Origin of the sequence: Shewanella sp. WE21, assembly GCF_002966515.1 — a bacterium.
GTDB lineage: Bacteria > Pseudomonadota > Gammaproteobacteria > Enterobacterales > Shewanellaceae > Shewanella > Shewanella oncorhynchi.
In genome coordinates, this window is sequence record NZ_CP023019.1 from 2,573,692 (window position 1) to 2,597,844 (window position 24,153).

Below are 24,153 nucleotides of genomic sequence, written 5' to 3' on the forward strand. Positions count from 1 at the left end.
CGAATCTTTCCATGATGATCCGCTAGATATTGTGCTGGCTCAGTGCCAGAATGGCTGTCCATTTTGCGGTTTCTACTGGACTCCTCCGTGAACCTTAGCCATAACGCCCCTCAGGCAAATAATCATGCTCAACTCGGGCTCCTGTTCATCTCAGTTGCGGTTTTATTTTGGGGCATGTTACCTATAGCATTAAAGCTCTCGGCGGCCTTTATCGATCCTGTGACTCTTACTTGGTTTCGTTTTCTGGTCGCGCTTTTAGTCAGTATAGTGATCCAATGGAGCGCAGGTAGTCTTAAGCAATTTGCAGCACTTGATGCCAAAGTTTGGTTAAGGTTAGTGCTTGCTGGCATCTTCTTGATGCTCAATTATGTGTCTTTTGTTTACTCACTCGATTACCTCGCACCGGGCGCCGCCCAACTGAATTTCCAGACTTCGCCCTTTTTCCTCGCGTTTGGTGGTGTGTTGTTTTTTAAGGAACGGCTTAATGCAGTGCAACTCAGCTGTTTTGCAACCTTAGCTTTAGGTATGTTGATGTTTTTCCATCCTAATTTAAATTTTTCTGGGGCTAATAATCATCAGGTTTGGATTGGGGTGATGATCATCCAGTTCTCGGCACTGTCGTGGACTAGCTATGCCTTATTACAAAAATCCTTACTGAATCGTTTGTCGCCCGCGAACGTGCTCTTAGTGATCTATGGCTTAGGTATTTTCGTAATGGCTCCCTTTAGCGACTTTAGTCAGTTTGTCCGTATGGACAGCTTCGATTGGCAGATAGCACTGTTTTGCGCCGCCAATACCTTGATCGCCTATGGCTGTTTTGGGCAGTCGATGAAGTACTGGCCGACGGCGCAGGTCAGTGCCATGTTGGCCCTAACGCCAGTATTTAGCTTTAGTGCCACGGCGTTAGTGGTGAGCCTTGGCTGGTGGCCAGAAGTATTTTGCGCTGATGAATTAGATGGTTTATCGGCGTGATTATAGTGTCTGTGATGGTGGTGCAATTGCTGCCTATGTACCGTAATCGTCAGGCGAAGCGTTTGCAGGCTGTCTAACGCAGACATTTTATCTATGGGAAAGGTCAGTGATCACTAGACTCAGCGAATTAAAACTTCAGGATATCCGTGGCGTCATCTTCGATCTCGACGGCACCTTAGCACATTCTAATCCTGATTTTGCAGGGCTGCGGCGGGAGTTGGGGATTCATTCTGGTACGGATATCTTGGCCCATGTCGAGAGTCTTAGTACTGATGAAGCTCGTGCTCAAGCGTTAGACATTGTCCATGAGTACGAAAGACAAAGTTCACTCAAGGCCAGTTGGATTGATGGCGCGAGGGAGCTTATCGAATGCCTACGGGCCAAGTCACTGCCCTTGGCTATTTTGACTCGCAATATGCCAGAAGCGGCGCAAATCACTATCGATAAACTCGGCATAGATATCGCACTAGTATTAACGCGCTACGACGCTCAGCCTAAGCCGCATCCTGAAGGTATTCATCTTATTTGCCAGCAGTGGCAACTCGCGCCCGCAGATATCTTGTATGTGGGCGATTATCTGTTTGATCTGCAAACTGCGCGCAATGCGGGTAGTCACTGTGCCCTCTATTGTCCTGAAATTATTCCCGATTATGCCCACAACGCTGATATGCTCGTTACTTGCTACCATAGCTTTATTGAAGCATGGACAGTTGGCGACTAGGCATTGTTTTGGGCCGTGACTGCATCTTGCTTATCTTGTTTCAGTCCCAAGCGCACGCTATCTAATAAGGCAATTAGCCAGCAGAGGATAAATCCATACATCAGCTTGTCCGCACCATCACGAATGGTTGCCGTAGTTTGCTTGGTCACTTCGGCTGTAATCACGCCTATATCTAGCGGTAAAACGCCAGTTTGAATATCCAGCGAGATAAGCTGTGCTACTTGCATGACTTGTTGCAGCATCAGACCAAGACTCAGTATTGCCAGCACAAAAAACACTAGGGCACTGCGTTTATGTTGCAGATAAAAATGGCCGCTGCCGGGGGCGACGAAGGCGGATAATAGTCCGGCGGTAAGGGCTTTTTTCATGGGAGTCGATTACTTATGCCATTAAACTCTTTGGAGATTAGACACTAAGCTTTATCTTTGCTAAAGGCAAACTAAGACAAAATCAAGCCAACAAAAAAGGAGCCTAGGCTCCTTTTTTAGTCTCTAGCTTAAGCTAGATTAGTCTTCACGTGGTTTACGTGGCTTACGCTCACCGGCAGGTTTGTCTGCACGTGGTTTGCGGTCAGCAAATGGCTTATCACCAGTAGACGCAGCGCGAGGCTTACGATCACCCGCTGGGCGGTCACCTGTTGGACGATCGCCACGTGGTTTACGGTCACCAGCAGGACGGTCTGAACGAGCACTGCGGCCTGAATCAACAAATACTTGATCGCCAGCTTCGCGGATGTTCAATGGCTTGCCACAAACACGTACTTTACGTAGGTGCTGTAACACGTCTTTTGGCATGCCGTCTGGCAGGTCAACAGTGGTCACTGCATCGTAAAGTTGGATTGCGCCAATGTAACGGCTGTCGATGTTAGCTTCGTTCGCGATAGCGCCAACGATGTTACCCACACCTACACCATTCTCACGACCTACGTCGATCACGTAACGGCACATTTTTAAATCTGGGTTGTCTTTCAACGCTTCAGCTGAGCCTAAGCTTGCTGGCATTGGACGCGGTTCGCGACTTCTGCGTTCACCACGCTCACCACCACGGTCATTACGATCACTTCCGCGGTCGCTACGTTCAGTGCGCTCACTGCGTTCATCACGAACACGTTCTTGAATGGCTGGCAATTGCAAAGGACGTTCTTGCTGAACTTGCTGTAATAATGCAGCGGCTAGCAGATCGGTATCGACTTCTAACTGTTGGCATAATTGAGCAACAGCTTCTTTCATGAAATCTAAATCGCCGTTGATTGTTTCAGCCAATTGCTCACCTAAGCGAGACAGACGACGTTCTGCAACAGTCTCTGGGCTTGGGATTTTCATCGGTGAAATACGGCTGTTAGTTGAGCGTTCGATAGTGCGCAGCATGCGCATTTCACGGCTAGTCACAAACAGGATCGCCATACCAGTACGGCCAGCACGGCCTGTACGGCCAATACGGTGTACATAAGCTTCGGCATCATACGGAATATCGTAGTTCACAACGTGACCGATACGCTCAACGTCAAGACCACGGGCCGCAACGTCAGTCGCGATCAGAATGTCTAACTTGCCACGTTTCAGTTGGTCAACTGCACGCTCACGGGCTTGCTGGTTCATGTCACCGTGTAGTGGTGATGAAGCATAACCGCGGGCTTCTAACTTCTCAGCTAACTCAACACATGAGTTACGAGTACGCACGAATATGATCACACCTTCAGTGTTTTCAACTTCTAATACACGTACTAAAGCTTCAAGTTTGTTGTGTTGTGATACTTGTACGAAACGCTGTTCGATTGACTCAACCGTAGTTTGGCTTGATTCGATACGAACATGTACAGGATTACGTAAGTGCTGGTTAGCAACACGCTTAATTTGCTCTGGCATAGTGGCAGAGAATAACGCCAGTTGGCGTTCGCTTGGCGTGTGCTCAAGGATCCATTCGATATCATCGATGAAGCCCATTTTTAACATTTCATCGGCTTCATCGAGCACTAAGGCTTGTAATGAATCGAGTTTCAAGGTGCCGCGACGCATATGGTCCATTACACGACCAGGCGTACCAACGATAACTTGTGGGCCGCGTTTCAGGGCATTCAACTGTTGTTGCATGCTTTGACCGCCGTAAATTGGCAGAACGTGGAAATTCTTCATAAATTTGGCATAGCTACTGAATGCTTCGGCAACCTGAACCGCTAATTCACGCGTTGGCGCTAATACTAAAATTTGCGGTGTAGTTTGGCTGGTGACCTTGTTCAATAGCGGCAGCGCGAAGGCGCCAGTTTTACCTGTACCTGTTTGCGCTTGACCTAAAATATCTTTGCCAGCCATAAGTGGATCGATACTGGCTGATTGGATTGGCGTTGGTTTTTCATAACCTAGCTCGTCAAGAGCACGCAACAAATTCTCGGATAGGCCGAGTTCACGGAAAGTTCTTTCATCGGATGACATTGGGTTGTAGCCTTGTGGATGCGCGCGCGAAATGGCGCTAAAGTTTCACAGACAGAAAATCAACCCCGTGTCGATTTCCCGCGAACGACGGATTATAGCAGCATGGCGGCCACTTTACCAATCAGAGTCACGCTATTTAACCTGTTTTCTGCATTTTTTTCGCTAAAACTGAGCAAGAAACGCGCCACTTCCCATTAATTCTTTAAATATTCAACATTTAATTGAAGTAACTCGAATGCTGACTCTGTCACTGCCGCAAGAAAAGTGATGTCGATTGTCGCGACGGTATCCTCTGGTGTGTGATATTGGGGATGGGTCGGCACACCAAAATACAGCCAAGGGATATTCGCTTTGTGGAAGGGGTAATGATCCGACGCCCGCAGCCAATCGGTACTTTGTATGCTTCGACCAACGGGTTTAGGGTGCGTGAGTTTAATGCAAAGTCGGTTCTGTTGATTCAGTAGGGGTTTAAATTGATTGAACTGAGTGAAGTTTCGACTGCCTTCGAGGTAAATCGCATAGGGCCTGCCGGGGTGACTCACCATATCTAAATTCAACATCAGCTCAAAAGTCGCTTCTGGCAGGCGGGTTTTGAGTTGCTCTACCAAGGCGATACTGCCATAGAGCCCAGGTTCTTCGGCATCGGTTGCCACAAACATCAGGTTCACCTTAGGCAAGGTATTGGGTTGTAGGGCAAATTGCTGTTGCCAATGTTTGGCAATAGCGAGCATAGCGGCGACGCCCGAGGCATTATCATCGGCGCCGTGGTAAATCCTGCTGCCGCTCATGCCTAAGTGATCATAGTGGGCGACGATAATGCGCCATCGATTCGTCGGTTCTGCCGCCATCACGGTGGCGACTACGTTGGCGCCAGTTTCTTGGGTGAAGAAGGTTTGATATTCAAAGGGCACGATAAAGTCCGCTCCCCAAGGCTGTAAACCTAGCCCCTGAAATTGCTGCTTTATATAGTCACGACTTTTTGCCGCACCTTGGGTTTGGGTTTTGCGGCCTTCAAATTCATCCGAACTTAATACTGTGACTGTCACTTGTAACTCTGTGGGCTCGGCCCAAGTGAGTTTTAGCTCTGTGCGTGCACAGGTTTCGGCTGAGTTAGCGCAGCCAGTGAGGGTCGTTGTAACAACGCAGGCCAGTGCTAATAAGCCAAGTCTTTGGGATTGATGTCTTATAAGGTGCGTGATCTTGAACTTGGCGAGCAGCTGACCGATGCGATTGTGGTTGAATAGAGTCGATGCGCTTAGGTTTATGTCGCTTAGGTTTTTACTTAAAAGTGATTGATACTGCTTCGGTAATATAAGGTGAGTCACTGGGGACTGAGTGCTATCACGCATGGACATTCCTTATCGCTGAAGCCTTCGCCAGAAGATGAATATCATCTTTGCCTAAATCCGATTCTAATTCAATGAGATCTATATGTATGCGATAGCTTAAGCATATTGGATTGCTGAGCGAAAAAAGCGCAGTGCTTAGGGCGACTGCGCTTTTATTATTCAGACCAACGGCGGCGTGAGCCGAATGTTAAGCCTTAGCTTTATTGGCCTTTGCCAGCTCGATATCCCGTTTTAGCAGTGGCTTTAAGAAGCGTGCCGTGTGGGAGGTTGGATGCTCGGCGACTTCTTCCGGCGTGCCTGTGGCTAAAATCATACCACCACCACCGCCACCTTCTGGGCCTAAGTCGATAATCCAGTCTGCGGTTTTGATCACATCCAGATTATGCTCAATCACCACAATCGTGTTGCCGTGGGATTTGAGACGATGCAACACGTCGAGCAGCAATTGAATATCGGCAAAATGTAAGCCCGTGGTCGGTTCATCCAAGATATACAAGGTTTGGCCCGTGTCACGCTTAGACAGCTCTTTGGCAAGTTTCACCCTTTGGGCTTCACCGCCTGAAAGAGTGGTCGCACTTTGGCCGAGACGCACATAGGACAAACCCACATCCATCAAGGTTTGTAGCTTACGGGCAATGGCAGGTACGGCATCGAAGAACTGACGCGCATCTTCCACTGTCATCTGCAGTACTTCGTGAATATTCTTGCCTTTATAGCGTACTTCTAAGGTTTCGCGGTTGTAGCGCTTACCTTTACAAGAATCACAGGGCACATACACATCGGGTAGGAAGTGCATTTCTACCTTGATCAAGCCATCGCCTTGGCAAGCCTCACAGCGGCCACCTTTAACGTTAAAGGAGAAACGGCCGACTTGATAACCGCGAGTCCTCGACTCTTGGGTTCCGGCAAAAATCTCGCGAATTGGGGTGAAGATGCCGGTATAAGTGGCCGGATTTGAGCGCGGTGTGCGGCCAATCGGGCTTTGGTCGATATCGACCACTTTGTCGCACAGTTCCATCCCTTCGATACGGTCATAGGGTGAAGGCTCGTCCACAGTCGCCCCATTGAGCATTCTATGGGCGATTTTGAAGAAGGTATCGTTGATTAAGGTTGATTTACCCGAACCTGATACACCCGTCACACAAGTGAATAGGCCAATGGGAATGGTTAAATCCACATTGCGCAGGTTGTTGCCGCGCGCGCCAAACAATTGAATAACTTGGTTTTTGTCGAACGGAATGCGCGGCGTATCGATATGAATGCTGCGCTTACCAGAAATATACTGGCCAGTGACCGATTCTTCACAGGCGATGATCTTCTCAATCGGACCGTCGCAAATGACTTCGCCGCCGTGTACACCTGCGCCTGGGCCGATATCGATCACGTGATCCGCCATACGGATCGCATCTTCGTCATGTTCGACCACAATCACAGTGTTGCCCAAATCTCGTAGGTGGATCAGGGTTTGCAGCAGACGTTCGTTATCCCTTTGATGCAGGCCGATTGAAGGTTCGTCGAGCACATACATCACGCCGACGAGCCCTGCACCGATTTGGCTGGCGAGTCGAATACGTTGGGCTTCACCGCCGGAGAGGGTTTCTGCCGAGCGCGATAGGCTCAAATAATTGAGGCCCACGTTGACGAGGAAGCCTAAGCGATCGCGGATTTCTTTTAAAATCTTCTCGGCAATCTGCGCCTTTTGGCCGCTAAATTCGACTTTCTCGAAGTAGTCCAAGGCTTCGCCAATCGACCAAGTGGTGAGTTGTGGCAGGTTGATATCACCTAAAAACACGTTACGTGCTTCTTCGCGTAAGCGCGAGCCACCACAGCTTTGACAAGCTTGGGTATTGATAAACTTGGCTAATTCGTCACGTACCGAGTTACTTTCGGTTTCGCGATAGCGCCTGTCCATGTTGTTTAGAATGCCTTCGAAGGGGTGATTACGCACCACCACATCACCGCGGTCATTAATGTATTTAAAGGCAATACTTTCTTTACCTGAGCCGTAAAGTACGATTTTGCGGACTTTTTCGCTAAGCTGCTCGTAGGGCACTTCGACATCGAACTTATAGTGTTCGGCGAGTGAGCTAAGCATTTGGAAATAGTAGAAGTTGCGTCTATCCCAGCCGCGAATCGCACCGCCCGCCAGTGAAAGCTCGGTATTGGTGATCACGCGCTCAGGATCGAAAAATTGTTGTACCCCTAAACCATCACAGGTTTGGCACGCGCCGGCGGGATTGTTAAAGGAGAAGATCCTTGGCTCTAATTCCGCCATCGAATAACCGCAGTGCGGGCAGGCAAAGTTGGCCGAGAAGATCAGTTCTTCGCCTTTGGATTTACCAGTACCAGTGTCGTCTTCCATGCTGGCAACGGTCGCTATGCCGCCGGAGAGTTCTAGCGCAGTTTCGAAGGATTCCGCTAAGCGTTGCTTGATATCGTCACGCACTTTAAACCGGTCGACGACCACTTCAATCGTGTGTTTAACGTGTAAGTCTAAGGTTGGCGGATCGGTTAAGTCACACACTTCACCGTCGATACGCGCGCGGATATAACCCTGCGCCGATAGACCTTCGAGCAATTTAACGTGTTCACCCTTACGGGCGTTGACCACAGGTGCAAGCAGCATCAAGCGGCTGTCTTGGGGCATTTCCAACACTTTATCGACCATCTGACTGACGGTTTGTGCCGCCAAGGGTTGATTATGTGTCGGACAACGCGGCTCACCCACGCGGGCAAACATCAAGCGCAGGTAATCATAAATTTCGGTAATCGTGCCCACGGTCGAACGTGGGTTATGGGAGGTGGATTTTTGCTCTATGGATATCGCCGGGCTTAAGCCTTCGATATGGTCCACATCGGGTTTTTCCATTAAACTCAAAAATTGGCGAGCATAGGCAGATAGGGACTCGACATAACGTCGCTGGCCCTCGGCATATAAAGTATCGAAAGCGAGGGAGGATTTGCCAGATCCCGATAAGCCCGTGATGACAATCAGTTTATCCCTTGGGATAGTCAGGTTGATATTCTTGAGATTGTGGGTGCGTGCGCCGCGTATTTCAATCTTATCCATCTATCGCTCTAATGCCATATGCTTAAAAAAATGAGCACAAGTATCGCACAGTTCCGCCGCTGAGTTTAGTTGATTCTGTGATCTGCACCAATCCTAGGGCTGGCACTGGCTTTAAGTCGACCTGCTTTGCGGGATGTTGTGGATGGAATGGATTAACTAAGATTAATACTGTTGTTGCGCACTGACTCACAGGACAATTGTGAACACTATGTTAGACTCATTCCCCTGTGTCTGAGCGTTAAAAATAAAGATGTTAACTCAGACACAGTCAATATAGGTCCGTGATAAACGAGATAAAAGCTAAGTGTATAGTCAGTGGTTTAGGCCACTATTTCCTTTTGAGCAAATCCTTTTGGGTGTGGTAACATGCGCCCCTTAAAAGACTTCAATCCAGGGCAAAATCATGGGTAACAACGGACTTTCGGGTACTGAGAAAAAAGTCGCGTTTTCTTTAGCCAGTGTATTTGGTTTGCGTATGATGGGCTTGTTTATGATCATGCCCGTCTTTGCACTTTATGGTCAGCATCTCGAAGGCTTTTCGCCTCTGTGGGTGGGTATTGCTATCGGCGCCTATGGTCTGACTCAAGCCGTGCTGCAAATCCCTATGGGGATTTTATCTGACAAATATGGTCGTAAGCCGATTATTCTTGGTGGCTTAGTGTTGTTTGCTATTGGCAGTGTTATCGCTGCTAACGCAGATACGATTTATGGCGTTGTCTTTGGTCGAGCTGTACAGGGTATGGGCGCGATTGCCGCTGCCGTGCTGGCGCTTGCCGCGGATTTAACCCGCGACGAGCAGCGCACTAAGGTGATGGCGATTATTGGTATGTGTATCGGGTTATCTTTTGCCCTGTCTTTGCTAATGGGACCTATCGTTGCGCAACATCTTGGGTTGACTGGGTTGTTTTGGTTAACGGCGGTATTGGCTATTGTCGGTATGCTGTTGATCCAGTTTTTAGTGCCTAATCCCATCACTCAGGCACCCAAAGGAGACACTTTAGCAACGCCCGCTAAGCTCAAACGTATGTTCCTCGAGCCGCAATTATTTAGGCTTAACGCTGGGATTTTTATCCTGCATTTAGTGCTCACCGCAGTATTTGTGGCATTACCGCTGGATCTGGTGGATGCGGGTCTAGTGAAAGAAAAACATTGGATGCTGTATTTCCCCGCTTTTGTGGGCGCATTTATTTTGATGGTGCCGTTAATCATCATAGGGGTTAAGCGCAAAAATACTAAGGCGATGTTCCAAATTGCCCTCGTGATCATGATAGTGGCATTGCTGGCGATGGCCGCATTTGCGAGCAATCTTTGGGTATTGAGTTTTGCCGTGGTGCTCTTCTTTACAGGGTTTAACTATTTAGAAGCCTCACTGCCAAGTTTGATTGCTAAATTTTGCCCCGTCGGCGAAAAAGGTTCGGCCATGGGCGTGTATTCTACTAGCCAGTTTTTAGGGGCTTTTTGTGGTGGTATGCTCGGTGGTGGTGCTTTCCAGCTCGTGGGCGCAGTCGGGGTATTTATTGTTGCCGTGATCTTAATGTCTATTTGGTTATTCCTGACATTAGGCATGCAAAATCCTGTGCTGTTAAAGAGTTACACCTTAGAAGCTGAAGTGAAAGACAAGGCGCAAGCGCGCGATATGGCAACCCAGTTATCCCAATTAATGGGTGTTGTTGAAGCTATAGTCGTGCTGGACGAGAAAGTGGCTTATCTCAAGGTAGACGAGCATTTCGATTTAAGAGAAGCACGAGCTGTGTTAGGCTCTGCTCAATAATATCTGGTCTGCCGTGTGGTATTTGGGGAAGATGATTTTCCTCTATGGCAATAAAGATAAACAACATACTGAATTAATAGATTATTTAAAGAATCGCAGGAGATTTCAATGGCCAGTCGTGGTGTTAACAAGGTAATTTTGGTTGGCAATTTGGGACAAGATCCAGAAGTGCGTTATATGCCAAACGGTAATGCAGTCGCAAACATCACAGTAGCGACTAGCGAATCGTGGAAAGACCAACAGGGTCAACAGCAAGAGCGTACTGAATGGCACCGTGTGGTTCTGTTCGGCAAATTAGCTGAAATTACAGGTGAATACCTGCGTAAAGGTTCACAGGTTTACCTTGAAGGTAAACTGCAAACTCGTAAGTGGAAAGACCAAAGTGGTCAAGACCGTTACAGCACTGAAGTGGTTATCGACCAAAGCGGTAGCATGCAAATGCTAGGTAGCCGTGGTCAAGGTGGGCAAGCACAAGGCGCGCCAATGGGCGGCGGCATGCCACAAAACGCAGGTTATCAATCTGCACCACAGCAAGCCGCGCCTGCGCAAAATCAATATGCGCCAGCGCCTCAAGCAGCACCTGCTTACCAAGCGCCAGCTCAGCAACAATATGCTCCGCCAGCACCTGCCCAGCAGCAAGGTTATGGTCAGCCACAGGCTCAACAACCACAACAAGGTGGTTATGCGCCTAAGCCACAAGCCGCTCCAGCACCAGCTTATCAAGCGCCTGCAGCACCGGCACAGCGTCCAGCGCCACAACCACAGCAAAACTTCACTCCAGATTTGGATGATGGCTGGGATGACGATATTCCGTTCTAGTTTGGAACGTATCGAAGCATAAAGACGGTATCGTCTTAAATAAGCAAAGCCACGCGAGTCGTGGCTTTGTTGTTTCTTGTCTTTATGCTTTTAAGTTTTGTGCTTTGAGGCCGTGGGCGAGGTTGCTAAATCTTTCACCTCGCTTGCTCACATAACGATACGTTTGAGATAGAAACTTAGAACGTATAATCGAAGTTATAACGCATGCCTAGCATGATCTGGTCATTGGTTTCGCGGTATTCAAAATCTGTTTTTTGATATTCGATGAAAGTGCTGAATTTCGGTGTTTTATGCCATTCCAGCGTAGTGTTATAGGCATTGTATTTCGCGGAGGTGATGTCATTGTCGCCATCGTCATATCTGGACACGCCTAGCTTGATTTTATAGCTGTCAGTGATGGGATAGCTTGCAACTACATCCAGTGTTGAACCATCCAATGTGGTGCCATCGACGCTGTCTTTTTCAATGTTTTGGTAGGCTGCGGCGAGGAACAGAGAATTGAAATTTTTCGCTAGGGTTACACCGAATGTATTTTCATCCTTGTTGTCCTCTAACTCTTTATTATAAAAAGCCGCAGCAATGTAGATGAAGTCGGTTTTATAACGGATACCCGTGTTAACGAAGTCACTTCCGCCACTGCCTTTATTGCCGTCGAATTGTGCATCGGCCGAAAATAACAGGTCGCCAAACTCTTTACGATAGGTCACGAGATTATTGAGCCTAAATGGGCTCGCACTGTCATAGGCCAGAGGCGTTCCTGAGCGGTTAAAGATATCAACGGGATCGGAAATCATTTCCTGCGTGACGGCTTGTTTACCTATGGCTACGCTACCAAAAAATCCCTTTAATCCGACATAGGCTTTGCGCGCATCGCCAAAGTCACCGTCATCTTTGATATCGACCTTAAATTCCCCTTTCGCAAAACCGACTAAGCCATTGCCAAGCTGGTGTTCTGCGGCAAAGCCAATTCGCGAGTTCGCATCGCCTACATCCCACACATCGTCCGAGTTAGTGTGGGTCAGGCCGAAGGTTGGGCGTAAAGAACCATAAAAATTAAACTGGGTATCCGATGGCACTGATGGCTCATTTTCTTGCGCTTCGAGCATGGCGAGTCTCTGCTGAATTTGTTGTAACTCAGTGCGTAATTCGTCATTGGTTTCTGCTGTATTATTGGCTTGAACGGCAAAGATAGGTGTGGCAAAGCTCAGCACAAGTATGGCTGATGTAAGTTTAGACGGTTTCATTTATGTTTCCTTACATAACAACTACTCGCGTTACGCTAATGGATTTTGTTGCCTATTGAGCTGTATCGCTAGTAGTAAGGAGCTGCACTTGTGATAGTGCTGGGGAGGCGCCTAACTAAGAAAATTAGGCTTCGTAACTCAGCAGCTGACAGATAAAAGCTGTCAGCTGGTTTTGGAAAGGTGTAATCCTATCAATCCCGCCGAAACAGCGGGACGTTAGAGGGAGGATTAGAGTATGGTCGCGGCCATTTTGCGGCGCAGGTAAGCAATCTGCTGCATATGCGGCAAATCTTTGGGGCAGTTATCTTGGCAGCCGAGTAACGTCATACAGCCGAACACGCCGTCTTGATTGCCAATCACATGGTAGAAATCATCCGCGCTGCGGCTGTCTCTGCTATCCATTTCGAAGCGGGCAATTTTCATCATGCCAACCGCACCAACAAAGGTGTCACGCATTTGTTTGGTGGCGCAGGCCGACACGCAAACGCCACATTCGACGCAGCGTTCTAGCTCATAGATCCGCGCGGCTTCTTCAGGTGCCATTGGATTTTCGAGGCGATGAATGTCCTGATCATCGGGTCTAGGGTGCAGCCACAGTTTTAAGCGTTCGGCTAATTCACGCATAAATTTACCCGTGTTCACCGATAAGTCGCCAATCAGCTCGAAGCCAGGTAGCGGCATGAGGGTGATTTCGCCATTAGGATAATTTGCCGTTAACGTGCGACAGGCAAGCGTGGGGAAACCATTGATCACCATGGCGCAACTGCCACAGATGCCCGCGCGGCAGACAAAGTCGAACTGCAGTGAAGGGTCTTGTAGCTCACGTAGTTGATTTAAGGCGATAAATACTGTCATGCCCGGTGTTTCAGTCAACTGATAACGTTCCATCTTTGGCTTGTCTTGGCCATCTTGCGGATCGTAGCGAAAGATATTAAAGCTGATTTGACGGCTCATAGTGGTTTGTTTCCTACCGGTTGGGCTGGAGTGATCGCTAAGGTATCGCTGAGGCGTTCATTAGGAGCCTGCAGGTGGCTTGGCAGCTCGTATGGCATCAGGGCTCGCTGCAGTGTGTCTCTATCGGGGTCATCACCTAAGCTCGCGAGCACTTGATTGATTTCTTGTACGCGTTTTTCGGTATCAGGATGGGCGATAGTATTGTCGTTACCGTAGCCTCGATATCCCGGTGGTAGCTCCATTTTCATCACATCTAACGCTTCATAACGCAGTACTGGTTCAAGTGATTCGGCATCTGGCCAAGTCGCCAGCGTGCGGTTGAGCCAATCTTTATCGTTGCGTTGTGGGTAATCTTCCCGTGAATGGGCGCCGCGACTTTCAGTGCGAGCCTCTGCACCACAGGCGACGGTTAGGGCTACTTTTAACATACGGGTGACGCGCAGCGCTTCGACTAACTCAGGATTGGAGTGACGTTTTTTACATTTAAGGCCAAGATTTTTTGCCCGCAGCAGCAAGTCTTTCAAGCCTTTGATGGCTTTATCTAACTCGGGTCCATTACGGAAGATCCCGACGTAGTTCATCATGATGCGTTGCATTTCTTTCTTTATTTGGAAGGGGTTTTCTGTACCGTTGCCTTCGACCAGTCCATCGATTTCTTGCTGTAATTTATCGATGAATTTTTGAGTCAGCGCGGTATCAATTTCTAAGTCGTTATTCTGACAAAAATCAGCGACATATTTGCCGATGATCATGCCGCCGACCACAGTTTCTGCCACCGAATTACCGCCTAAACGGTTAAAGCCATGCATGTCCCAACAGGCCGCTTCTCCGACGCTGAACAGCCCTTTGAGTTGTGGACTCTCACCTGTGGCATTGGTGCGCACACCGCCCATGGAGTAATGCTGGGTTGGCCTGACGGGGATCCAATCTTTGCACGGATCGATACCGAGGAAATAATCACAAATCTCTTTCACTTCGCGCAGGTTGGTTTCGATATGCTCACGGCCCAGCTGCGTAATATCCAGCCACAGATGCGGGCCGTAAGGGCTTTCGACTCCATTGCCTTTACGCATGTGCTCTGTCATGCGGCGGGAAACCACATCGCGGGAAGCGAGTTCTTTTTTCTCTGGCTCGTAATCTGGCATAAAGCGATGACCGTCTTTATCACGCAGAATACCGCCATCACCACGACATCCTTCAGTGGTGAGGATCCCCGCGGGCACTATGGCGGTGGGGTGAAACTGCACCGCTTCCATATTGCCTAAGGTGGCGACACCTGTGTCGAGTGCTAACGCTTGGCCTATGCCTTCGCAGATGGTGGCATTGGTCGATATTTCATAAATCTTGCCATAACCGCCGGTGGCGATGGTGGTGGATTTGGCGACATAAGCGCGCAATTCACCTGTGACTAAACAGCGGGCAATGACACCATGGCAACGCTTACCGTCATGGATCAGCGACAGTGCTTCAATCCGTTCGTGTACTGGAATGCCCATGGAGATAGCTTGGTTATCGACCGCATACAGCAAAGAGTGGCCAGTGCCATCGGCGGTGTAACAGGTACGCCATTTTTTAGTGCCACCAAAATCGCGGGCATTGATCAGGCCGTGAGCTTCTTCAGCCTCATTGAGCGTTACCCTTTGCGCGTTCATGATGACTTCGCGCGGGCCGGCGGAAATCCTTGACCAAGGCACGCCCCAGTTGGTGAGTTCTCGGATCGCTTTAGGTGCAACGTGGGCAAACATGCGTGCGACGTCTTGATCGCAGCCCCAGTCAGAACCTTTGACTGTGTCTTGAAAGTGAATGTCTTCGTTATCACCCATGCCTTTAACAGTATTGCCTAGGCTGGCTTGCATTCCGCCCTGTGCGGCGGCCGAATGTGAACGTTTTGCGGGAATTAACGATAGCACTAAGGTATCTAGGCCTCGCTCTTTGGTGGCAATCGCGACTCTAAGGCCTGCCAATCCTGCACCAATGACTAATGAGTCTGTATAAATGATTTTCAAATCAGATCCTTATCTAATAATTTAGATAACATTTCATGGATTTATCATTGCGCTCCTCGGGCATAGATGCGCTGCAACTATGTATCAGAGGAGGATCCGTATGTTGTTTGTCTTGCTATACAGGCTAGGTGCGCCGATAGCGTCATGCCCATTACTGAGGAATAAACGGTTGTACTGGCAAAACTAATTCGATACCAATATTGATATAGGTCACTAGGCTTAATGTGCCTAAACACAATAAATAGACGATCAATACTTGCGCTATAGTGCGGATAAGTGGACGGTTACTACTCACACCCCACTTTAATATCACTCTGTATAAACCAACGATGCCGTGGAATAACACGATAGGTAAAAACACCACGTATAAGAGCCAAGCGTTATCGTGGTAAACTCGTTCGGCCGAAAGGTGAGGGCCAATATCAGGGTTTAAAATCATAGTGGCAAGATGGGCTGACACTAAGAAAAACAGTAAGAAACCGGTGATCATCTGCCAGAACCATGCTTGGGTATCTCTATGCTTGATAGTCGACATAAAGCCACGCATCGCTCGCCATTGGCCTAATTGCACTGGAAAACGACGTAGTGCGGTGGCGGCATGTATTGCAACAATCACCAGCATAATGACTGAAATGATCTGGGTCACGATGGGGAAGCCATGACCCGTCGAGCTAAACATACTGCCTTCTAAGAATTGCACCATGTGAAAGAAGGTTTCTTTACCAAATAAAATGCTCGCCTCGAAATGCATATGAAATAAGAGGAAAATACCTAATATAAGTCCTGTCACACTTTGTAAGCAGTCTGCTTTAGCCGACCAAGCTTGGCCAAATGGTCCGCCGTTAATGGCGGTAGGAACACGCGTTTTTGCTGACATTAATTCACCTCTTACTCGATTTGCTATGGCGTGAATGTACCTGCATCACGCCAAAACAAAGTCTATAGATACAGATTAAAAGAAGAGGGTTAATCCATTTGTAGGCATTAGCCCTGAGAGCACTTAGGGTAAAATTGAGCTACAGCATCATGCCGCCAAACAGGAAGGCCAATGCCACACTGGTGGCAATCGTCACAACGCCAGGGACCAGGAACGGATGGTTAAATACCGCCTTACCAATCCGAGTCGAGCCGGTATCATCCATCTCGACCGCAGCCAGTAGCGTGGGGTAAGTCGGTAATACAAACAGCGCGCTGACGGCGGCGAACGAGGCTACGGCTGTCAATGGACTTACACCAATCGCCAAGGCGGCGGGCATCAGCGCCTTCGTTGTCGCGCCTTGGGAGTAGAGCAGCATGGAGGCAAAGAATAAGGTTACCGATAATAACCAAGGCTGACTTTGCAGTAAGGTGCCGGCAAGATCTTTGATTTCCTCAATATGATTCGACACTAAGGTATCGCCTAACCAAGCCACACCTAACACACAAACACAGGCGGACATGCCTGATTTAAAGGTGGCCGCATTGGAGATTTCACTTGCGTCTAACTTACAGAAAATCGTAATAGCGGCAGCTGCCGTGAGCATCAGCACCATAATGGCGGCGTCGCGTGGCAATACAGGGTCAACAATCAAACCGACTTTGTCAGATATCGCAGTGGCATAGGCCATGACAGCCGCAATCGCCAGTAAGAAAATCATCACAGATCGTTTCGCGCCGGCTTTAATTTTGATCTCAGTTTTACCGCGTGTTTTGACTAAACCTTTGGCTAATCGTTCTTGATAGACAGGATCATCGGCCAGTTCTTTACCCATTAAGTTGGCAACAACGGCTCCGACCATGCAGGCGAGGAAAGTTGAGGGAATACAAACGGCTAACAGTACTAAATAATCTACGCCAAACGGCTCTAAGATGCCTGAGAAGAACACGACAGCCGCTGAAATCGGTGAGGCGGTAATGGCGACTTGAGATGCGACAACGGCAATAGATAAGGGACGAGAGGGGCGAATGCCTTGCTCTTTTGCGACTTCGGCAATAACAGGTAAGGTGGAGAATGCTGTGTGGCCTGTACCCGCAAAAAGTGTCATGAAATAGGTGACGACAGGAGCCAGAAAGGTGATTTGTTTGGGATGCTTACGTAATAATTTTTCTGCCAGTGAGACTAAATAATCCATCCCTCCAGACACTTGCATGGCCGCAATCGCGGTGATAACTGACATAATGATGAGGATCACGTCAATCGGGATATTGCCCGGTTTGAGTCCCATCCCCGCGGTCAGTATCAGTACCCCGACACCGCCAGCGAAGCCGACTCCCATGCTACCCATCCTTGCACCAAGGTAAATAGCCCCGAGGACGATAATTATCTCTAATATAATCATAGTGTTAACTCTATTTTATTTTTAATTTCAATAGCCTACGCATATTCACTCTGCGCAGGCTTATTCTTGAATCATCGAGTTGTGGGCTGGGGAAGGCTCTCCAGCCCCACTGAGTTACACTTTGGCTTTGCTGGTGTTTTTTGCTTTGTACTTAGGATTCATCAGGTTTTCAACTGAGAGAATGTCATCGAGTTCTTCAACCGTTAACAAACCGCGTTCGAGTACCACTTCACGGACATTTTTACCCGTTTGGGCGCAAATTTTGCCTATGATGTCACCTTCATGGTGGCCGATGATGGGGTTAAGGTAGGTCACGATCCCGATAGAGTTCATCACATGGGCCATGCAGATCTCTGGATTGGCTGTGATACCTTCAACGCATTTTTCACGCAGGGAGATACAGGCATTCCCCATCAAACTGAGCGACTCAAACATCGCCTGTCCAATCACAGGTTCCATTACGTTAAGCTGTAATTGACCTGCTTCGGCGGCCATAGTGATAGTGATATCGTTGCCGACAATCTTAAAGGCAACCTGATTGACGACCTCAGGGATCACAGGGTTAACCTTGGCTGGCATGATGGAGGAACCCGCTTGCAGCTCAGGAAGATTAATCTCCTTCAGACCTGTACGTGGACCCGATGAAAGTAAGCGTAGGTCATTACAAATCTTGGACATTTTAATCGCCATACGCTTAATTGCACTGTGCAGCATAACGTAGGCACCACAATCGGATGTCGCTTCGATTAAATCTTCCGCTGGCACATAGGCGCGGCCAGTAATGTCTGCCAGATACTTAATGGCTAATGCAGAATAACCGACAGGCGTATTGAGCCCTGTACCAATGGCGGTTGCGCCTAAGTTCACTTCTAACAACAACTCTTGGCAACGCTTGATGGACTTAATTTCTTCTCGCAATGTAACAGCAAAGGCATGAAACTCTTGGCCTAAGGTCATAGGCACGGCATCTTGCAATTGAGTGCGGCCCATTTTTAAGACGGTTTTAAACTCTGTGGCTTTAGTGTCGAAAGCGCTGATAAGGTCGGTTAATGCATCTAACAGAATATCGGTACTGTTGATGACCGCAATACGGAAACCTGTTGGATAGGCATCGTTAGTCGATTGGCATTTATTGACATGGTCATTAGGATTGATGACATCGTAACGGCCTTTTTCAAGCCCCATGATTTCCAGTGCAACGTTGGCTAATACCTCATTGGTATTCATGTTGACCGAAGTACCTGCGCCTCCCTGATAAACATCGACCGGAAATTGATCAACAAATCGCCCCGTTGTGAGTATCAGATCGCACGCTTCAATAATTTTGTCAGCGATTTCAGGACTTACTGCGCCTAATTCACTGTTAGCCATGGCAGCGGCTTTTTTTGTTAGCATCATGCCACGGACTAATTCAGGTACATCGGAAATTTTTTGATTACTCAGCTTAAAGTTTTCGATGGCACGCAATGTATGTATGCCATAATAAAATTCATTGGAAACTTCTTTCGTGCCCAATAAATCTTCTTCGATCCGTACGCTATTAGTATCTTTCATTTCGATCCTATTAAATCCAATTAATAGTAAGATATATCTCCGAGTATTGAGTTGTGGATGTGTACAATAAGTATACGTAACACATCAAGAATAACTCATCGAAAACATGAAGGAGAATCGTCTCCTTGACTATCGAAGTAGATCTTAACGCTTTGGCAATAACAGGATTAGGATGGTGATCACTTAACTGTATGAAATAGTGTATTTCTTTTTTTTCTTAGATAAGTCTCTCAACTCGGATCACTAGTGTGAGCCATTACTTTTTGATGCAAATTAGCTATAGATTTGTTATTCGTTAACCAATCGGCGACATATTTATTCAAGTGTTTTTAAAATTAAATAAACCATACGATATTTAATTGTCACTGCGTCAATAGCGAATAATCATTGATTAGTTAAATCTACTCAATAATAAATGCATGGTGTTTTCCTTAAAGTTTAAATAATCAATTAGATAACGCTAAATCTGTTATTTCATTTTAGTGAGAGCTATCACAGTGAGGCTTAGACAATAGTGCACACTGTGTGCGTTTATTATTAATCAAAGGATGTAAGCATGAATTTTCCAATGCGTAAGCTTTTGCTCTCGGTCACTTTAGGGTTATTTCTCTCCTCCGCGGCGCAGGCGCTTCCACAGGTACGTATTATTGCCACGGGTGGCACTATTGCGGGAGTCGGACAATCGGCTACTGAGTCTAACTATCAGGCTGGTGAAGTGGGCATTAGTAGCTTAATTGCGGCCGTGCCTGAAATGAAACAACTTGCCGATATTCAAGGTGAGCAACTGGTTAAAATCGGTTCGCAGGATATGAACGATAAAGTTTGGCTAGCCTTAGCCAAGCGCATCAATCTGCTATTGGCTGATAAAGATGTCGACGGTATTGTCATCACCCATGGTACTGATACCTTAGAGGAAACGGCGTATTTTTTAAATCTCACCATCAAGAGCGATAAGCCTGTAGTACTGGTTGGGGCAATGCGTCCATCAACTGCCATGAGTGCCGATGGCCCGATGAATTTGTATAACGCAGTCGCGACCGCCGCTAACCTCGAATCTAAAGGTCGAGGCGTGTTAGTGGTGATGAACGATACCGTATTGAATGCCCGCGATGTGACTAAGACTAACACTACAGGTGTGCACACTTTTGCCGCGCCTAACTTTGGCCCGCTTGGCGTTATCCATAACAGCAAGATTGAGTACATGGGTAATACTGAACGTCAACATACTACGCAAACGCCTTTTGATGTCAGCAAACTCGACAAGTTACCGCAGGTAGGCATAGTGTATAACTACGCCAATGCCAGCGATTTACCTGTCAAAGCTATGGTTGAAGCGGGTTTTGATGGCATAGTCAGCGCTGGTGTAGGTAATGGTAATATTTACCACTCAATATTTGATACCTTAGCTAAGGCGAGTCAAAAAGGCACCTTAGTCGTTCGCTCTAGCCGAGTGCCCACAGGCGCAACCACGCTTGATGCCGAGATAGACGATGCTAAATATGGCTTTATCGCCGCAGGTAATCTTAACCCACAAAAAGCCCGCATTTTACTGATGCTGTCGTTAACACAAAGCAAAGATCCACAGCAGATCCAACGTTGGTTTCAACAGTTTTAAGATTCAACTGCGTGATAAAACAAAAGTCCTGCGAATATTCGTAGGGCTTTTGCATTAATTGCTTACCAGTGAAGTGGTTTTTTCACGAGGCCATGAGCCGAAATATCTAAACAGTGTTGTGATTTTTAAAGCCAAAATTGTGAGGGTTCAACTCAGATTTTCAATCAAGATATTGCTCTGTAATTAGATTTAAGAAAGGGCTTGGCTAATTAAACACTCAATATCTCGCTAATATATGCATACCATTCCACAGTAACCATTAAATCTACAGCTGTTTCAGCTTCCTTCCTCGCTCATTATTTTTCGGCATATTCTGACTATATATCAAGGCGATAAACTATTTTTAGTACGGCATAAGGTATTGATTTTGTGACTTAAAGTGCTTTAGGTACTATAGTGAAAGCTTATTTTATCTGAAACATAGGTGAGCGCTTCCTAGGTTTCTTGTTTGATTTTGGGGGCAAAGTGCGAATTTTAATGAACAATTTCAAGGTAATTAGTTTTGTGCGTCAGTGGTTACTGCTGGCGCTTTTGAGTATGGCGTTGCCACTGCAGGCGAGTGAAGATCCGCTGTGGATGGGAACGACAGGCTTGCCTATGAGCGAGCGGATCCATACTGGTGAACTTGCCAATGGTATGCGTTATTTATTGGTGAGCAATAAGACGCCGGAGCAGGCGGTCATAGTGCGGATGCGGGTGGATGTAGGCTCTTTGGTCGAGTCTGATACCGAGCAAGGATTAGTGCACTTTCTTGAGCATATGGCCTTTAATGGCTCGACCGGATTGGCGGCGGGGGAGATGATGCCGACATTGCAGCGCCTTGGCCTGAGTTTTGGCGCTGATACCAATGCTGTGACTGAGTTTCAGCAGACGGTCTATCAATTCAACTTGCCAAGTAATAGCCAAGATAAAATCGATACTGCTTTGTTTTTAATGCGAGAAATTGGCAGTAATCTATTACTTGACCCAGCGCTAATTGAACGTGAAAAAGCGGTAGTGTTGTCTGAGCTGCGTGAACGTAGCGGTGCGGATCTTGAGAATTACCGTAACCAATTACAGTTTTTAATGCCAAACACATTGCTGTCAAAGCGCTTCCCTGTGGGGGAGGCGAACAGTATCAGTAATGCCAATCGCGAGGCGTTGCTGTCTTTATATCAGCGTTTTTATACACCCTCACGCACCACTTTAATTGTCGTGGGTGATATCGAGGTCGCCGCGGTAGAACAAAAGATAAAACAACAGTTTGCCAGTTGGAAAGACGCGCCTTTGGCTGCTAAAACCAAGGAACAAGCTATTGGTACTGTCGCAGAGCGCCAAAGTGTCGATGCGGCGGCATTTTTTGATCAAAGTCTGTCAACGTCAGTTTCCCTAGGCATGCTAAAACCCATCTCAGCGATTACCGATAGCCCTGTTGTGCGGGAGCAGGAAATGTTGCTCGAGCTCGCCCACGGCATCTTGTATCGCCGTATGGAGTCGCAATTACTGCATAGCCAAGGTTTATATGGTGTAAACCTGCAGGTTGGGCCGCAGTTTGATATTGCCTATGGCACACAAATGAGCCTAGGTACGCAGGAAAATAACTGGCAAGAGGGAATCGCACTCTTGGAGAAAACCCTGCGTCAAGCAAAAGAGTTTGGTTTTAGCCAGCAGGAAATTGACCAGCAAATCAAACGTATGCATAAGGGATATCAGCTAAGTGTCGCGGGGAGCAGTACTATTCACAGTGTGAATATTGCCGAGAGTCTAGTGTATTCGGTGGCGGGCAATCGCGTCCCTGTCGAACCTGATTGGCAGCTCGCATTTTTTGAAAAAATAATGCCAACAGTGACACCGCAAAAGCTAAGCCAAGTGTTTAATCAAACGTGGAACGCTACGCCGTATTTATATCTGACCAGCAATAAGCCCATTGAAAATGCTGAAAAACAGCTTATCGCCAGCTACGAGAAAAGCCGTAAACAAGCGGTGAGCGCACCAGCAATCAAGGCGATTGATGAGTTTGCTTATACTCAGTTTGGTGAGCAAGGCAAGTTAGTGGCTGACAGTCGCGATAAGGAAACGGGGATTCGCCAACTGCAATTTGCCAATGGCGTGCGGCTTAATCTTAAGCCTACCAACTTTAACAAAGGCACCACATTGGTCAGCCTAAACATTGGCTTTGGTGAAGTGCCATTCCCTGAGTTGGATGGTTTGTCTTATCTGTTTAACAGTGCGTTTGTGCAGGGTGGGCTCAAGGCCCATGATTATGACAGTCTGCAGGATATTTTTGCTGGGCAAGATATTTCCATCAACTTAGGCCTGCGTGAGCAAAGTTTTGGCGGCGAGATTAGCACTAATGCCGCAGAGCTACGCACGCAGCTTGGCTTAATGACGGCTTATTTAATTGAGCCGGGTATGGATAAGCAGGCTGAGCAATTGTTTCGTGAACAAGTGATTGCCGAGCAAAAAAGTATTCATAGCAACCCACAATCTGAGTTTTCTAATCAGTTTGCCCGTATCTCCCATAATGGTGATAAACGCTATGGTTATGGTGAGCCTGAAGAAATTCTCAAACGTCACTTTGGAGAATTAGCGCCGAGTTTCCATTCGGCCGTCGAGCAAGGGGCGATTGAACTCGCTATTGTGGGCGATTTTGACGAAGCGAGTGCCATTGCTGCTGTGGCTGAAACGCTTGGCGCCATTAAGCGTAGCCCTATTGCTAATGCTCAGTCGATAGTACCTGTGTTTCCGAAAGTGCCCGTTCAGAAAACATTAACGCATTATGGTCAACTGGATATGGCGGCACTTGCCATGGTGTGGCCTACAACGGATATGACTCACTTGAGTCAACATGCGGGATTGGGTCTGCTGGAGCAAGTGCTAAGCATTCTATTAACGGAAAACGTCAGGGAGAAAGCGGGTGCGAGTTATTCGCCATCGGCCTTTTCTTACAACGATTTCAATGCCAGCGGTTATGGTTACTTAGGTTTGTTTAGCGTGACGACTCAAGCCATGTTGCCAACGGTTGCCGAGTATTTCACCGCCGCAGTTAAGCAAGTTAAAGCGCCTTCGGGGATCAGTGAGGACTTACTTAATCGAGCCCGCCAACCAGTGCTTGAGTGGATGCAAGCGGCGCCGCAAACCAATGGTTTTTGGTTAGATCTCACCTCAACCGCCCAGAGTCATCCCGGTCGTTTTGCTGCCTTTAAACAAAGGCAAGCGTTAGCGCAGCAGATGACAGTTGCAGAACTTAATAAATTGGCGCAGCAATATCTGCAAGACGATAGCAGTTTAATGATCCAAGTCCTTCCTGCACCGCCAGAACCTCAGCAATGAGTATTGGGCTCATAGAATA

The 24,153-nt window shown here is 47.6% G+C and carries 15 protein-coding genes and 1 pseudogene; 6 read left to right on the forward strand and 10 right to left on the reverse strand.

All coding sequences use genetic code 11. From position 1 onward, the window contains the following. Positions 1 to 87 precede the first annotated feature (87 nt). Positions 88 to 1,049: pseudogene (locus CKQ84_RS11210) on the forward strand (DMT family transporter). 29 nt (positions 1,050 to 1,078) lie between these two features. Next, positions 1,079 to 1,693, forward strand: coding sequence for an HAD family hydrolase (locus CKQ84_RS11215; protein WP_105251332.1), 615 nt, complete (start codon positions 1,079 to 1,081; stop codon positions 1,691 to 1,693). Here CKQ84_RS11215 and CKQ84_RS11220 read toward each other — a convergent pair. The 4 genes from CKQ84_RS11220 to uvrA form a co-directional block, all read right to left on the reverse strand. Further along, positions 1,690 to 2,061, reverse strand: coding sequence for a DUF6677 family protein (locus CKQ84_RS11220; RefSeq protein WP_105251333.1), 372 nt, complete (start codon positions 2,059 to 2,061; stop codon positions 1,690 to 1,692). The two genes, CKQ84_RS11215 and CKQ84_RS11220, sit on opposite strands and share 4 nt — an antisense overlap. Positions 2,062 to 2,199: 138 nt before the next feature. Continuing rightward, on the reverse strand, positions 2,200 to 4,122 hold the full coding sequence (locus CKQ84_RS11225) for a DEAD/DEAH box helicase (RefSeq protein WP_011847889.1): 1,923 nt from the start codon (positions 4,120 to 4,122) through the stop codon (positions 2,200 to 2,202). Between the two features lie 194 nt (positions 4,123 to 4,316). After that, a complete protein-coding gene (locus CKQ84_RS11230) occupies positions 4,317 to 5,471 on the reverse strand; it encodes a M28 family peptidase (protein ID WP_105251334.1) in 1,155 nt (384 codons plus the stop codon). Positions 5,472 to 5,658: 187 nt separating this feature from the next. Then, entirely contained in the window at positions 5,659 to 8,541 is a 2,883-nt protein-coding gene (gene uvrA, locus CKQ84_RS11235; RefSeq protein WP_105251335.1) for an excinuclease ABC subunit UvrA, read from the reverse strand. A gap of 403 nt (positions 8,542 to 8,944) precedes the next feature. On the opposite strand from uvrA, the gene CKQ84_RS11240 reads away from it, so the two are divergent. Further along, positions 8,945 to 10,312, forward strand: a complete 1,368-nt coding sequence (locus CKQ84_RS11240; protein ID WP_105251336.1) for an MFS transporter — start codon at positions 8,945 to 8,947, stop codon at positions 10,310 to 10,312. 108 nt (positions 10,313 to 10,420) lie between these two features. Then, positions 10,421 to 11,131, forward strand: a complete 711-nt coding sequence (ssb, locus tag CKQ84_RS11245; RefSeq protein WP_011790777.1) for a single-stranded DNA-binding protein — start codon at positions 10,421 to 10,423, stop codon at positions 11,129 to 11,131. A gap of 176 nt (positions 11,132 to 11,307) precedes the next feature. Here ssb and CKQ84_RS11250 read toward each other — a convergent pair whose 3' ends face one another. The 6 genes from CKQ84_RS11250 to aspA form a co-directional block, all read right to left on the reverse strand. Next, positions 11,308 to 12,375, reverse strand: coding sequence for a porin (locus CKQ84_RS11250; protein WP_105251337.1), 1,068 nt, complete (start codon positions 12,373 to 12,375; stop codon positions 11,308 to 11,310). A 228-nt stretch (positions 12,376 to 12,603) separates the two neighbouring features. Beyond that, complete coding sequence (locus CKQ84_RS11255; protein WP_105251338.1) at positions 12,604 to 13,329, reverse strand: fumarate reductase iron-sulfur subunit; 726 nt, start codon at positions 13,327 to 13,329, stop codon at positions 12,604 to 12,606. Next, positions 13,326 to 15,335: a fumarate reductase flavoprotein subunit gene (locus CKQ84_RS11260; RefSeq protein WP_105251339.1), complete on the reverse strand. Its 2,010-nt coding sequence runs from the start codon at positions 15,333 to 15,335 to the stop codon at positions 13,326 to 13,328. Before CKQ84_RS11260 ends, CKQ84_RS11255 begins: the two co-directional genes overlap by 4 nt. 151 nt (positions 15,336 to 15,486) lie before the next feature. After that, on the reverse strand, positions 15,487 to 16,212 hold the full coding sequence (locus CKQ84_RS11265) for a fumarate reductase cytochrome b subunit (RefSeq protein ID WP_105251340.1): 726 nt from the start codon (positions 16,210 to 16,212) through the stop codon (positions 15,487 to 15,489). A gap of 139 nt (positions 16,213 to 16,351) precedes the next feature. Then, positions 16,352 to 17,653 carry an anaerobic C4-dicarboxylate transporter gene (locus tag CKQ84_RS11270; RefSeq protein WP_105251341.1) on the reverse strand — a complete coding sequence of 434 codons (1,302 nt, stop codon included), beginning with the start codon at positions 17,651 to 17,653 and terminating at the stop codon, positions 16,352 to 16,354. Positions 17,654 to 17,767: 114 nt separating this feature from the next. Then, positions 17,768 to 19,207, reverse strand: a complete 1,440-nt coding sequence (gene aspA, locus CKQ84_RS11275; RefSeq protein ID WP_105251342.1) for an aspartate ammonia-lyase — start codon at positions 19,205 to 19,207, stop codon at positions 17,768 to 17,770. A 556-nt stretch (positions 19,208 to 19,763) separates the two neighbouring features. On the opposite strand from aspA, the gene ansB reads away from it, so the two are divergent. Together ansB and CKQ84_RS11285 are read left to right on the forward strand one after the other, a co-directional pair. Beyond that, positions 19,764 to 20,822 carry an L-asparaginase 2 gene (gene ansB, locus CKQ84_RS11280; RefSeq protein ID WP_105251343.1) on the forward strand — a complete coding sequence of 353 codons (1,059 nt, stop codon included), beginning with the start codon at positions 19,764 to 19,766 and terminating at the stop codon, positions 20,820 to 20,822. 477 nt (positions 20,823 to 21,299) lie between these two features. After that, on the forward strand, positions 21,300 to 24,134 hold the full coding sequence (locus CKQ84_RS11285; protein ID WP_105251344.1) for a pitrilysin family protein: 2,835 nt from the start codon (positions 21,300 to 21,302) through the stop codon (positions 24,132 to 24,134). Positions 24,135 to 24,153 lie beyond the last annotated feature (19 nt).

Coding starts and splice junctions, on each gene's coding strand:
- CKQ84_RS11220 (WP_105251333.1), bottom strand. CDS start 2,061: ATGAAAAAAGCCCTTACCGCCGGACTATTATCCGCCTTCGTCGCCCCC.
- CKQ84_RS11225 (WP_011847889.1), bottom strand. CDS start 4,122: ATGTCATCCGATGAAAGAACTTTCCGTGAACTCGGCCTATCCGAGAAT.
- CKQ84_RS11230 (WP_105251334.1), bottom strand. CDS start 5,471: ATGCGTGATAGCACTCAGTCCCCAGTGACTCACCTTATATTACCGAAG.
- uvrA (WP_105251335.1), bottom strand. CDS start 8,541: ATGGATAAGATTGAAATACGCGGCGCACGCACCCACAATCTCAAGAAT.
- CKQ84_RS11240 (WP_105251336.1), top strand. CDS start 8,945: ATGGGTAACAACGGACTTTCGGGTACTGAGAAAAAAGTCGCGTTTTCT.
- ssb (WP_011790777.1), top strand. CDS start 10,421: ATGGCCAGTCGTGGTGTTAACAAGGTAATTTTGGTTGGCAATTTGGGA.
- CKQ84_RS11250 (WP_105251337.1), bottom strand. CDS start 12,375: ATGAAACCGTCTAAACTTACATCAGCCATACTTGTGCTGAGCTTTGCC.
- CKQ84_RS11255 (WP_105251338.1), bottom strand. CDS start 13,329: ATGAGCCGTCAAATCAGCTTTAATATCTTTCGCTACGATCCGCAAGAT.
- CKQ84_RS11265 (WP_105251340.1), bottom strand. CDS start 16,212: ATGTCAGCAAAAACGCGTGTTCCTACCGCCATTAACGGCGGACCATTT.
- CKQ84_RS11270 (WP_105251341.1), bottom strand. CDS start 17,653: ATGATTATATTAGAGATAATTATCGTCCTCGGGGCTATTTACCTTGGT.
- aspA (WP_105251342.1), bottom strand. CDS start 19,207: ATGAAAGATACTAATAGCGTACGGATCGAAGAAGATTTATTGGGCACG.
- ansB (WP_105251343.1), top strand. CDS start 19,764: ATGAATTTTCCAATGCGTAAGCTTTTGCTCTCGGTCACTTTAGGGTTA.
- CKQ84_RS11285 (WP_105251344.1), top strand. CDS start 21,300: ATGAACAATTTCAAGGTAATTAGTTTTGTGCGTCAGTGGTTACTGCTG.